This window comes from Hylemonella gracilis (assembly GCF_004328645.1).
GTDB lineage: Bacteria > Pseudomonadota > Gammaproteobacteria > Burkholderiales > Burkholderiaceae_C > Hylemonella > Hylemonella gracilis_B.
Window position 1 is genome coordinate 2,285,978 of the sequence record NZ_CP031395.1, and the last position, 12,813, is coordinate 2,298,790.

General features: G+C 65.0%; 10 protein-coding genes and 1 pseudogene. 6 read left to right on the forward strand and 5 right to left on the reverse strand.

Features of this window, described 5'->3' with window-relative positions; all coding sequences use genetic code 11:
• Position 1: 1 nt before the first annotated feature.
• Entirely contained in the window at positions 2 to 1,447 is a 1,446-nt protein-coding gene (locus DW355_RS10855) for an FAD-binding oxidoreductase (protein ID WP_131280047.1), read from the reverse strand.
• On the reverse strand, positions 1,444 to 1,911 hold the full coding sequence (locus tag DW355_RS10860) for a DUF2069 domain-containing protein (protein WP_131280049.1): 468 nt from the start codon (positions 1,909 to 1,911) through the stop codon (positions 1,444 to 1,446). Before DW355_RS10860 ends, DW355_RS10855 begins: the two co-directional genes overlap by 4 nt.
• 21 nt (positions 1,912 to 1,932) lie before the next feature.
• Here DW355_RS10860 and DW355_RS10865 point away from each other — a divergent pair, with 21 nt between their 5' ends.
• Entirely contained in the window at positions 1,933 to 3,159 is a 1,227-nt protein-coding gene (locus DW355_RS10865; protein ID WP_131280051.1) for a YihY family inner membrane protein, read from the forward strand.
• A 102-nt stretch (positions 3,160 to 3,261) separates the two neighbouring features.
• On the opposite strand, the gene DW355_RS10870 is transcribed toward DW355_RS10865, so the two are convergent.
• The gene (locus DW355_RS10870; RefSeq protein WP_131280053.1) at positions 3,262 to 3,606 is read right to left on the reverse strand and encodes an Mpo1-like protein; all 345 of its coding nucleotides are present in this window, start codon (positions 3,604 to 3,606) and stop codon (positions 3,262 to 3,264) included.
• A 150-nt stretch (positions 3,607 to 3,756) separates the two neighbouring features.
• Here DW355_RS10870 and DW355_RS18130 point away from each other — a divergent pair.
• The 5 genes and pseudogenes from DW355_RS18130 to DW355_RS10890 all read left to right on the forward strand — a co-directional run.
• Positions 3,757 to 4,707 (forward strand): annotated as a pseudogene (locus DW355_RS18130) (CHASE2 domain-containing protein); the annotation flags it as partial.
• Positions 4,708 to 5,074: 367 nt separating this feature from the next.
• A complete protein-coding gene (locus DW355_RS18135) occupies positions 5,075 to 5,854 on the forward strand; it encodes an adenylate/guanylate cyclase domain-containing protein (protein WP_242671113.1) in 780 nt (259 codons plus the stop codon).
• A 121-nt stretch (positions 5,855 to 5,975) separates the two neighbouring features.
• Positions 5,976 to 9,902 (forward strand): tetratricopeptide repeat protein, encoded by a 3,927-nt coding sequence (locus DW355_RS10880; RefSeq protein ID WP_165493179.1) that lies wholly within the window; start codon positions 5,976 to 5,978, stop codon positions 9,900 to 9,902.
• Between the two features lie 45 nt (positions 9,903 to 9,947).
• Positions 9,948 to 10,430: a hypothetical protein gene (locus DW355_RS10885; RefSeq protein WP_131280059.1), complete on the forward strand. Its 483-nt coding sequence runs from the start codon at positions 9,948 to 9,950 to the stop codon at positions 10,428 to 10,430.
• Positions 10,431 to 10,490: 60 nt separating this feature from the next.
• On the forward strand, positions 10,491 to 10,949 hold the full coding sequence (locus DW355_RS10890; RefSeq protein ID WP_131280062.1) for a CBS domain-containing protein: 459 nt from the start codon (positions 10,491 to 10,493) through the stop codon (positions 10,947 to 10,949).
• Between the two features lie 21 nt (positions 10,950 to 10,970).
• Here the strand turns inward: DW355_RS10890 and DW355_RS10895 are convergent, their stop codons facing one another.
• Complete coding sequence (locus tag DW355_RS10895) at positions 10,971 to 11,885, reverse strand: sugar phosphate isomerase/epimerase family protein (RefSeq protein WP_207388011.1); 915 nt, start codon at positions 11,883 to 11,885, stop codon at positions 10,971 to 10,973.
• Positions 11,882 to 12,808: a VOC family protein gene (locus DW355_RS10900; protein WP_131280064.1), complete on the reverse strand. Its 927-nt coding sequence runs from the start codon at positions 12,806 to 12,808 to the stop codon at positions 11,882 to 11,884. The genes DW355_RS10895 and DW355_RS10900 overlap by 4 nt, the downstream gene beginning before the upstream one ends.
• Positions 12,809 to 12,813: the final 5 nt, after the last annotated feature.

The following is a 12,813-nucleotide window of genomic DNA, read 5'->3' on the forward strand; positions in this document are numbered from 1 at the left end:
GTCAGCGATTCTCGGTGTGCAGCAGCTTGCCCGGGTTCATCAGATTCAGCGGATCCAGCGCCTGCTTGATGCTGCGCATCAGGCCCATTGCCACCGGCGATTTGTGCTCGGGCAGCTTGTCGATCTTGAGGCTGCCGATGCCGTGCTCGGCGCTGATGGAGCCCCGGTAGCGGTCCACCACTTCGTACACCAATTGGTTCATCGGTGTTTCTTGCTCGGCCAAGAAACGTTTCTGGTCCTCGCCTTCGGGCGCTTGCACGTTGTAGTGCAGGTTGCCGTCGCCAAGGTGGCCGTAAGTGACGAGTCGGGCGCCAGGGAACTTCTGCTCGAGCAAGGCGTTGGTCTCCGCCACGAAGGCCGGGATGCGCGAGACATTGATTGAGATGTCGTGCTTGATGTTCAGCCCTTCCTGAGCCTGCGCGAGCGGAATGCTCTCACGGATGTGCCAGAGCGCCTTGGCCTGGGTCAAGTTCTCGGCCACCACGGCATCGCTCACGCAGCCAACGTCCATCGCGGCTTCGAGCAGGCGCTCGAATTGCGCGCGGGCGTGTTCGTCGGACTCGTTGTCGGAATTCTCGAGGACGACGCACCAAGGTGATTCCTGCCAGAAAGGCACGCGCTGCTGCGGGAAGTGCTTGTTCACCAGGCTCAGCGCGAACTGGCCCATGACTTCGAAGCCGGTCAGACCCGCGCTGAGGTGCTCGTGCGCCAGACCCAGCAGTTGCACTGCAGCCTCCAGCGAGGGCAGGGCGGCGAATGCCGTGAGCTGGCTCTTGGGCAGGGGATAGATCTTCATCGTCGCGCCAGTGATGATGCCCAGTGTGCCTTCGCTGCCGATGAAGAGGTGGCGAAGGTCGTAACCCGTGTTGTCCTTGCGCAGACCCGTCAGGCCATCCCAGATCTCGCCCTGGGCAGTCACGACTTCCAGGCCCAGGCAGAGCTCGCGCGTGTTGCCGTAGCGCACAACCTGGGTGCCACCGGCATTGGTCCCGAGGTTGCCGCCGATGGTGCAACTGCCTTCGGAAGCCAGACTCAGCGGGAATAGGAAACCCGCCTTTTCGCATTGTTCCTGCAGTGTCTGGAGCACGCAGCCCGCGTCCACGGTGATGGTCATGTTGCCGGCGTCGAGCTGGCGCACCTTGTTCAGACGCGTGAGGCTGAGCACGACTTGAGTGCCGCTCGTGTCGGGTGTGGAGCCAACCACCATGCCGGTGTTGCCACCCTGCGGGACGATGGGCGCGCGGGCCGCGGTGCAGGCCTTGACCACGTTGGCCACTTCCTGCGTGGAAGCTGGACGTACCACGGCCAGCGCGGTGCCGCGCACACGGCCCCGCCAATCCAGTTCCCAGGCGCGCAGGTCCGCGCCATCGTCCTGCGTGAGCACGTGGTCCTGGCCGACGATGCGGCGCAATTCGGCGATCAGACGGGAGGTCGATTCGGCAGTCATGGCGTTGCGGAAGCAGTTTCGGACGTCCGGGGCTGGCGCGCGTCGCGCAGGCGCAGGCGGATGTGCAGCACGCAGCCGGTGAAGAGGGCCAAGCCCAGCAGGATTTCGGCCACCGCCAGCGCCACGACGCGGACGGGCTCACCGCTGGTGGCGCGGATCAGGCCTTCAAGGACGTAGAGCCAGACCAGCAGGCTTAACCAACGGTAGGTGTACATGCGGTTCTTCAGCAGGCCGGCCAGCGGCAGGCACAGGGGCAGCACCTTCACGGCCAGCGTGCCTCGGCCTATCGGTGCCAGCCACAGCTCCCAGGCCAGGCCCAGTGCGATCAGTGCGATCAGGCTGGCCACGGTCAGGCGACGGCTCAGATGGACGTGGGCGCGGGCCGCCGTGACCGGGGGGGTATGCGCGGTGTTCGCGTCACGGGCTGTTACGGAATCGGGGGGGTGTGCGAGTGCTTCGTCCATGGAGGCTGGCATGATAGCGGGATGCGGGCCCTCTTTCGTTTCTTCTCCAAATTGCACCGCCGGGTACGCGCCTTCGTCCAGGGCGTAGCGGGTTTTCCTTGGCGCAATACCGCGTGGACCTTGCGTGAGCGCTTCCGTGAAGACCGCTTGGGCCAGACCGCCGGCAGTCTGACCTTCACCACCACCATTGCCCTGGTTCCTCTGCTGACCGTGGCGCTGGCGCTGATCACCGCCTTCCCCATGTTCGCCAAGTTCCAGGACGTGCTGCAGAAGTGGTTGATCGAGAGCCTGGTGCCCGAGAGCATTTCCCGCCAGGTGTTTGCCTACATGAGTCAGTTTTCACGCCGCGCCGGGCGGCTGGGCTGGACCGGGCTGGGCGTGCTGTTCCTGACCGCGCTGGGGCTGATCTTCACCATCGACCGCACCTTCAACGCGCTGTGGCGCGTGCAACGTCCGCGCGCCTTTGGGCAACGGTTGCTGGTTTACTGGGCAGCCATCACCCTCGGACCGTTGCTGATGATGCTCAGCCTGCTGGGAACGTCCTACCTTGGCCCGACGTCCAGCCTCTCACCCAGCTTGCGACTGGCACTCGATCTCTTCGAATCCCTGTCGGCGGCGCTGGCGCTGGCTGCGGTCTACCATTACGTTCCCAACACGCGCGTGAAGTGGATGCATGCCTGGACGGGGGCGATCTTTGCCACCGTGATGTTGGAGGCAGCCAAAAAGCTGCTGGCCTACTACCTCAAGGCCGTGCCGACTTATTCGGCGGTGTATGGCGCCTTCGCCACCGTGCCGATCCTGCTGATCTGGATCTATACCGCCTGGGTCATCGTGCTGCTGGGTGCGGTGATTACCGCTTACCTGCCCAGCCTGCTGGCCGGGGTGGCACGCCGGGCGCCCGAGCCGGGCTGGCAGTTTCAGCTTGCCCTGGAGATGGTGCGGGTACTGGCCTTGGCGCGGCGCGCGCCCAGTCACGGCATGACGCTGATGCAGCTTTCGAGCAAGTTGCGGGTCGACCCACTGCAGCTCGAACCCCTGGCCGAGGTGTTGGAACGTCTGAACTGGGTGGGGCGGCTGGCCGGTGGCATGCGTGGCGAACCCATGCGTCTGGTGTTGCTGATCGACCCCGAGCGCGCGCTGCTGGCGCCGTTGGTGGATGCCCTGTTGCTGCCACGTCGTGCGGGGCTCTGGCGCAAGGCCAAACTTGATGAGCTGAACCTGCACGACGCGCTGGCGGCAACGCGCTGAGGCCAGCGCCGAGTTCGCCTGCGTGTACCGCAGGTTGGTTGTTGGCCTGCCGCCAGCAGGGGCGCTGTCGCAACACGTTGTACCTGAGCCGTAGCTCGCGGTTCAGAATGGGATCCTGCCGCTCCAGATGTCCTTGTACATGACCCAATCGCCCATGAAACTGTAGAGCGGGCGCTTGAAGCTGGCGGGTTTGTTCTTCTCGAACACGAAGTGGCCCACCCAGGCGAAACCGTAGCCGCAGAGCAGACCCGCGACCAGCCAGAACCACCCCCCTGTGGCCAGCAGCAGGCCCAAGCAGATCAAGGCCAAGCTGCTGCCCACGAAATGCAGGCGCCGGCAGGTACGATTGCTGTGTTCGCCGAGGTAGAAGGGGTAGAAGTCGGCAAAACGCGTGAAGTCGCGGGGATCAATCCCGTCGGTGTTGCCGGCTTGCGTTGCATGGTTCATGCTTGTCTCCTGAAATGAGGCGGTTGGGTTGGTGTCGCCCTGCTGATGCTGGAATGGGTGGCAGGTATAGTGCACCTCGCCCGAGGACAAGGCAAGAGAGGAAAGCACATGGGCCGGAATACACAGGCCGGCAAGGCCAGACAGACCGGTATGGCCGGCAAGGCGCAGGACGCCGCGCAAGCCCCTCGGGGTGCCCGGGGGCCGCGCTGGGTGTCCCTGCTGCTTGCGCTGGTCTCCGTGGTCGGGGTGGTGTGGCTCTACTACGCGCAGAACGATTTTCTGGAGAGCTTTGAGGCGCGCAGCTACGACTTGCGCTTCAAGAGCTTGCGCGGTCCCTTGCCGGTCCAGTCCGACATCACCATCATCGCCATCGACGACAAGAGCATTGCCGCGCTGGGGCGTTACCCATGGACACGCCAGCAGTATGTGCGCCTGCTGGACAAACTGGAGGCGATCAAGCCGCGGGTCGTTCTGTTTGATGTGTTTTTCCCCGAGCCGGAAAGCACGGAGGTGGACAACGCGCTGGCCCGCGCGCTCGCGCGCGCAGGCAATGTGGTGTTGGCTTCGACCTTCGCCTTCGATGCGCAGGGCCGTGTGACCGGGCGCACCGGCAGCCTGCCCGCGCTGGAGGCGGCTGCGGCGGGGCGTGGTCACATCAATCTGAGGCCCGAGGACGATGGGGTGAACCGCCGCAACGACCTCCAGATCACCTACCAGGACGGCCCGTCCGGGCAGACCCGTCTGATGCCCGCGTTGGGCCTGTCCGCGGCGCTGTTCATGCTGGGCGCCGACACCTTTGGCGCGGAACCGTTCCGGGTCTGGATCGCGCGGGGCCAGGAACTGTTGCGCAGCGTGCCTGTCAACGGCGACGGTGCGCTGTGGATCAACTACCTGGGCTCGGCGGGTGCTTACCCGCGTGTCTCCTTCGTCGATGTGCTGGAAGGGCGCGTCGATCCGGTCCTGTTGCGCGACAAGGCTGTCTTCCTCGGCGCAACCGCGTTGGGGGTGTATGACATGCGGGTCACGCCCTTTCACCCCAACACGCCGGGGGTGGAAGTGCATGCCGCCGTTGCCGACAACATTCTGAGCCAGCGCTACATCCATCGCACGGGCATGCAGGCCCTGTTCGATCTGCTGATGATCGTGGTGATCGGCTTCCTGAGCTTCGCCTTCACGGCGCGTTTGCGCCTGCAGCGCGCCATTCCCGCCGTGCTGGGCCTGGTGGCGCTGTACCTGTGCCTCGCCTACGGCATGTTCCTGCAAGGGCAGTGGGTCAGCATGGTCTACCCGCCGGTGGCGGCCGTGCTGGCCTTGCTGCTTGGGGGGGCTGGCGTTTCATGGTGCTGGAGCGCAGTGCGCGGCAGATGCGCGCCATGTTTTCCAGCTATGTGTCCGGCAAGCTGGTCAATCAGCTGGAAGAGAACCCGGATGCGGCGCGCATCGGGGGGACAGCCGCGAGGTGACCGTGATGTTCACCGACATCAAGGGCTTCACTACCTTCAGCGAGCGCAACCCGGCCGAGGTGGTGGTGGACCGCCTGAACGAGTACCTGTCCGCCATGGTGCAGATCATCCACGCGCACGACGGGACGGTGGACAAGTTCATGGGCGACGGCATCATGGCCTACTGGGGGGCGCCGCTGCCGCAGCCAGACCATGCCCGCCTGGCGCTGCGCTGCGCCCTGGGCATGAAGCAGAAGATGGCTGAGTTGACCGCCGCCTGGCAGGCACGGGGGGTGGAGCCTTTCCAGATACGGGGCGGCATTCTCAGTGGCCGGGTGGTGGCGGGCAACATCGGCTCGACCGGGCAGAAGATGGAATACACCGTGATCGGCGACACCGTCAACCAAGCCTCGCGCCTGGAGGGCGCGGGCAAGACCTACGGCATCGATTTCACGGTCGGGGAATCGACTCGGCGGCTGGTGGAGGCGAGCGCTGAATTCCGCTTCCGTCGCCTCGATTGCGTGCGCGTCGTGGGCAAGACCGAACCTGTGGAACTGTTCGAATTGCGGCCCGCCGCGCCCGCCTCGGCCGTGGCAAGCGCCGACCCGCTGGTCGAGCGCTTCGAGGCAGCCCTGGAGCACTACCGCGCGCGGCGCTGGGATGAAGCTGTGAATTCCTTCCGCATGCTGACGGCGGATTTTCCGGGTGATGGGGCGAGCAAGCTATATTTGCAACGCTGTATCGAATTCCAGGCTCGACCGCCTGGGGTGGATTGGGACGGGGTGTTCAATCGGCAGGAAAAATGAGCCGCCGGACCGGCGCAAGTGCCGATGGACAAAACCCGTTCCGAGACGAAAACTCACGATGCCTAGCCAGTTCCTTCAAGTTTTTTTGCACGATTGCTTCGTTTCCAGAGGATCGATGACCATGCGTTCCACCCTTGCCGCACTCAGGATGTTCTCCGCCAGCGCCCTGGTTTCGGGCTTGACGGCCCTGGGCAGCGCCGGTCTGGTGTGGGTCGGTTTGTCGGGGACCGTGCAGGCACAAACCCCGCGTGTGGAGTTCGTGCGCTCCGTGACCACGGCCGATTTGCGCAAGCTGCTGGGCATGGATGCGAAGCATCTGTACGTGGCGCGCAAGAGTGGCCAGGTGGATGCGTTGGATGTGGAATCCGGTCAGCTCGCCTTCACCCTGCAGGCGCAAGACCCCAAGGGCAAGAAACTGCTGGGCCGGGCCGAGGAGGCGGTCGCAGTCGGCGACACGATCTACGTGCTCGATGGCAGTGAAAACCGTGTCGTGCTTTACGGCCTGGATGGCAAGTTCAAGGGCACGATCGGCGGGCGTGGCGAGGCCGGTTTGTCCTCGCCTCAGGGCCTGGCGATCGCGGGCGGCATCGTCTACGTGGCCGACACGGGCAACCGCCGCATCCAGATGTACGGCGACAACGGGGTTTACCTGTCGTCGCTAGCCATCGACCGCCATGCCGCGAACAAGGCCCTCAACGTCGATAAGTCGCCCTACAAGCTGGAGCAGCCCACGGGCGTTGCGGTCAGCCCCAAGGGGCAGATTTACGTGCTGGATGCGGCCGGCGGCATTTTCAGCGACCGCTCCCAGGTCAAGATCTATGCGGCAGACGGCCGCTTTCTGCGCGTGCTGCCCAAGAACGGCAAGCCCGCCGCCATGCTCATGGGGCCGGACGGCAGCGCCTACGTCACGGATGCGGCCGAGTTCACTATCCAGCGCTACCTGCCGGCGGGCGGACAGCCCAGCTATTTCGGCTCCAAGGGGGATGGGCGCGGGCAGTTCATGAGTCTGGCTGGCCTGGCCTTCGAGACGGACGATTCCGGCAACGTCTATGTCGGGGACCCGCAGCAGGGCCTGCTGCACCACTTCCGGGTGCCCGCAGCGCGCGCGGTGACCGCCGAGTTGGCCGATCTGCCACCCGTGGTGCGTGTGCGCCAGAGTCTGCCGCTGGCCGTCAGCCGCCTGGCCTGGGACGGCAAGGGCACCTTGGCCGGTGTCGCGCGAGGCAAGTCGGATGTGATCCTGCTCCACGCGGAGGGCAAGACCACCGAGCTCAAGCTCAAGAAAGGCCTGGAACCCTCCGCGCTGGCTTACGACAAGAGCGGCGCGCTCTGGATGCTGGAGCGCAAGAACGACAAGGTGCACAAGCTCGATGCGGCTGGCAACCCGGTGCTGACCATCGGCCGCAGTGGCAGCCGCAATGGTCAGTTCGATGAACCCGCCGATTTCGCCTTCGCCAGCGATGGCAGCCTCTACGTGGCCGACACGGGCAACAGTCGCATCCAGGGGTTCTCGCCGGATGGGGTGTTCTTCCGCGTGATTGACAAAGGCCTCAAAGACAAGCTGGACGAACCCACGGCGCTGGTCATCGACGACAAGGACAACCTGCATGTGCTGGACGTCGGTCGCAACACCGTGACCGTGTACGGCCCCGACGGCACGCCGTTGCGGGAGTTCGGCAACGACCCGGCACGCGAGGACGAGCGCCTGCAAAAGCCGCAGGGCTTGTTGGTCACGCAGGAAGAAATCCTGGTGCTGTCGCCGGACCGTGTCAATGTGTATGGGCAACAGGGTGATCAGGCCGGCCGCTTGGTTCGCACCTTTGGCGCCGAGGGTAAGGAGGCCGGTGAGCTGGCCCGTGCGCAGACCATCGCCGCACGCGACGCCAGCACCTTCTTCATCGCGGACGGCGAGCAGGCGCGCGTGCAGCTCTTCGCCGCCGGCTACCGCCCCAAGCCGCCGCAGGGCGTCAAGGCGTCGCCCGCCGTGCATGGCGTGGCGCTGAGCTGGACGGCTTCTCCGCTGAACTATGTGGGAGCCTATGCGGTCTACCGCTCGGAGCAGGAGGGCGGGCCATGGGAGCGGGTCGGGGTCAGCCCGAGCACGGCCTATGCCGACACCGGTCTGCAGCCTGGCGTCAAGTACCACTACCGCGTTGCGTCAACCACCCTCGCCGAAGCCCAGGAGGGCGCGTTGGGCACGGTGGTGGCCGCGGCGGCCCTGAAATACACCCCGCCGCCGCCGGACGAAGTGCAAGCCGACGCCACGCCGTCCAGCCTGCATCTGCACTGGAAACCCATGGACATGGTCTCGGCCTACCGTCTGTACGAGAAGGACGGTGACAAGTTCAAGCAGGTGGCGGAAAGCTCGATCTCCGAGTTCCGGCGCGAAAAGCTGGCCTCCAGCACCGATTACAGCTACTGGCTGAGCGCGATCAGCATCGACGGGCTGGAATCGGAGAAGCGCCAGATCCAGGCCAAGACCCAGGTGGACACCCGCCCGCCGCTGGAGATCGACGCCACGCAACTCGCCAATGTCTTCTCCAACAGCTACAAGCTCTACGAGCTGGATGGCGTGGGCGTGGTCAAGCTGACGAACAACACGACCTCGCCGCTGACCAACGTCAAGGTCAGCTTCGTGTTGAACACCTTCATGGATTTCCCGACCGAACAGCGTCTGGCCCTGCTGGAGCCGGGGGCCAGCGCCGAGGTGCCCCTCAAGGCGGTGTTCAACAACCGCATCCTGAGCCTGACCGAAGACACCCCGGTGCAAGCCAAGCTGGAGGCCAGCTATTTCGCTGAAGGGCAGGCCAAGACCTTCAGCCAAGTGCGCACCATCAGCATCTACGACAAACACCGCATGAGCTGGGACGAGCCTGGGCGCTACGCGGCCTTCATCACGCCCAAGGACCCGCTGATCGTCAACTTCACGCGCTCGGTGGCCGCTGAGTTCGGCGCCGTCAAGGAGCCGACGCTGATCGCCGCCGCGCTCTTCCAGACCCTGGGGGTGCTGGGCCTGACCTATGTGCAGGACCCGACCAACCCCTACCAGAAGACCTCGAACAACGTCTCCATCGTGGACTACATCCAGTACCCGCGCGAGACGCTGCGCCGGCGTTCGGGCGACTGTGACGACTTGGTGGGCCTGTACACCGCGTCACTGGAAAGCCTGGGCATCTCGACCCGCGTGCTGCTGGTGCCCGGCCACATGCTGCTCATGCTCAACACCGGCGTGGAAGCGCCGACCGATGGCTACACCATGAACGAGATGTACGTGGCGCACGAGGGCATGCTCTGGATTCCGGTGGAAGCGACACTGGTCGGCAAGTCCTTCAACCAGGCCTGGGAAGACGGCGCGAAGACCTATTACAAGACCAAGGGCAAGGAGGGCTTCGAGGTGTTCAACATCCACGCCGCCTGGGAGACCTTCAAGCCCGCCAGCTTGCCCGAGGATGAGTGGCAGCCCCATGCCGTGCGCCGCGACGAGGTCGAGAAACGCTTCCCCAACGACATGGGTTCCGTGCTCAAGATCAGCTCGCAGACGCGCACTCGCGGCTATCTGCAGGCCATCAAGGCCAATCCCAAGGACGCGAACGCGCATCTGCAGGTCGGCATCATCCTCGCGCACATGGGCGACAACGCGGAGGCGCGCAAGTACTTCGGCAAGGCGGTCGAATTGAACCCCAAGGACGCCGCCGCCCTGAACAATCTGGGCAATCTGCACATGCTGGAAGACCAGTTCCCGCAGGCGCAGAAGTTCTACGCCGACGCCGCGCAGGCCGATCCTCAGGATGCGGAAATCCTCATCAATTTGGCGCGGGCTTACCGTGCCGGGAAGAACATCGAACAGGCCAAACAGGCCTATGACCAGGCGCAGAAGATCGATGCCGCCGTGGCGAACAAGTACAAGGCGCTGGGGTTGGAACTGATGAACACTCTGAGCACCACGCCCGCGGCGCCACCCGCCTCGTCCTCGGCGGTTCCCGCCGCGCCTGTGCCCACCCCCCGGCGGTGCCCGCCGTGCAGGCGCCGGCTGAGACCGACGGGTTGAAGTCCTGAGCGCCGGATCGACAATTCCATTTGGAGGAAAGCCGCCATGCCATCGTTCCAATCACTCCTGAAGAGCCCGGCGCTGCCGCGGCGGGCCGGGTTCATCGTGGGCGTGCTCTGCGTCCTGAGCATGGGATCTGCGTGGGCGCAAACTCCCGCCCCAACCCCCACCGCACCCGCCGCCGTGCCCGCTGGCGGCGGCATGTCCGGTTTCATGGAAAAGCTGCGCATGAAGGTGGAGCAGCTCACGCCCCAGAAGCAGGTGAACGTCTCGACGGCCGTGGGCGGCGTGCGGGGCGCCGCGGTCGCGGCCTCGGACGTCTACTGGAAGGGGGAGGCCAAGCCGCAGGCCATCGACGCGGCGGAGCTGGAGGTTTTCCAGAAGGGCGTGGCCCTGGTGGAGTCCGAACAGAAGGCGCAAGCCTTGGCCGTCTTCACGGAGTTTGCGAAAACCTACCCGGAGAGCCTACTGAAGGCCGACGCCGAGGAAATCATGCGACACTTGACCGCGCAGCCGGTGGCGCAGTAGCCTCAGGCCCTGCATGGCGTGGGCTGGCGCGGCCCACGGTAGAACGACGAGGAGCACATCATGAAAGTCAGCGATATCCTGCGTGTCAAGGGCAACACGCTCTACACCATCTCGCCCGAGGACCTTTTGGCCGACGCGCTCAATCTGATGTCCGAGAAGGACATTGGTTCGCTCGTCGTGATGGAGCAGGGCAAGCTCGTGGGCATGCTCACCTTTCGTGAGGTGATCCAGCAGGTGGTGAGGAACAAGGGCGGTGTCGGTGACACGCAGGTGCGCGTGGCCATGGACAGCACGCCGCATACCTGTGCCATGGACACGGAGTTGGACGAAGTCCGCCGCCTCATGCTGGAGCGGCACGCTCGCTATACCCCGGTCATGGAAAAGCACATGCTCATGGGTGTCATCAGCTTCTATGACGTGGCCAAGGCCGTGGTGGAAGCGCAGGACTTCGAGAACAAGCTGCTCAAGGCCTACATCCGCGACTGGCCCGAGGATTCTCCGGACTCGCGCTTCGTCTGAGTCGGGTTTGGCTCTTTCGTACTAAGTGGCCCGGGCGGCACGCAGCCGCAATTGATTGGGCAGTGGCATCGAGCAGCGCAGGATGTCGTCGGCCAGCCAAAGCGCCGATTTGCGCGCGCGCTCGGCCACCATCGGCAGGGGCATCTGGAGGTAGTCGTCGTTGAACACCTCGAAGCTGTAATCGCCCGTGTAACCCAGCTGGTCGATCTTGCGGACCAGTTCGATGATCTGCTCGGAATGCACCCCTTCGCCGGGAAAGACCCGGTAGGTCCGGGCCGTGGCCATGCGTTCCTCGAAGGTGCGCGTTTCCTGCCACATGAAGTCTGACAGCTGCACCAGGAAGATCTTGTCAGGATCGATGTCCAGGATGGCGTCGAGCGGGGTCTTGGCTGCGAGGATGTGGTACGAGTCCAGGCAGACCCCGAGGTTGGGTGCGTCGGCGCGGCAGACCGCGTCCCAGGCCGTGGTGTACTCGTTGATCGTGCGCCCCCAGGACAGGCCTTCGTAGGCGATACGGATGCCATGCGGCACGGCCAGCATGGCCAGCTTGTGCAGGTCGCGCGCGATGTGGTCCAGGTCCTGGCTGGCGTGTGTCGAGGTGGACGAGCAGGCCAGCAGCACGTCGCAACCGAGCGCGGCGCACATCTCGAGCATGGTCTTGGCGATGTCGACCTTGTACTCGTGCAAATGGCCACTCAGGCCCTCGAAGTCACGCAACACCTGGAAGCCCGTGCCGCGCAAGCCGCTTTGGCGCACTTCACGGACGGCTGCTTGCCAACCCTCGGGATGACCGACCAAATCGTTGGCCTTGAGCATGACCTGGCTGAAGCCAGCTTCTTGCATGGCCCGCAGCTTGGCCCCCAGCGGCCCAGCCAGCGTGATGGTGTCCATGCCGAAGCCGCGGATGGCGGCTTCCATGCTGCGCCGGTCGTTCATGGCGTGACCTTGGGCTGGGAGTGCACGAGCTCGAACACCACGCCGCCCAGGTAGGCCTTGGTGAGGGCGCCACGCTGCTCCGTGTGGGCCGCGGGACTTTCGACGAACTCCACCCCGCGGGCACGCAGCCGCCTGACGGCGTCCAGCACGTCGGGCACGCCCAGTCCGATGCGCTGCAGGCTTTCGCGGCTGTCGCTGTCCTCGATGCTGGGTTCAATGAGCTGCAGCATGAAGGTGTTGCCAGCCTCCAGGGCTGGCAATTGCATCAGCTTGCCAGCCGGCATGATGCCGAAACGTTGTTCGTCCGGGATCAACTGCGCGCCGAGCAGCGTCGCATAGAACTCGATCCAGTCGTAGGCGCGGTTGGCTCCGATGTATTGCACCACGCCGAAGAACCGCAGGCCGGGCAGCTCGGCCTGACCGCTGGGCTGGACGTTGGGGATCGGCAGGAAGTCGACGTCGTAGATGGAGAAATCCCGGTAGCGGTCGACCAGGTAGATGCGACTGCCGCCGACGCCGTGCAGGGCCGGGATGTTCAGCTCCATGGCCTCGGGGTGCGTGGGAACTTCCCACGCACCGTGCGCGAGCACGTAGGCGCGGGCGGCGCGGGCATCACGCACGCGCAAGGCGATGGCGCTCAGGCTGGGGCGGTCCGCGCCGTGCGTCGAGCCCGCCACGTCGGCCGGGTGGGCATTGACGACGATGTTCAGTCCGCCTTGGCGGTACAGGGTGACTTCTCGGGAGCGGTGCCGTGCTACGGGGAAAAAGCCCATCATTTCCAGCACCTGACCCAGGGCCTGGGGTTGGGCGGTGGTGTACTCGATGAACTCGATGCCATCCAGGCCGATGGGGTTGGCTTCGTCGCTGAAAGAGGCTTGCAAGGGCTCTCTCGCATGTTCGGGGTGGTGCAGCAAATCGCTCATGGAGC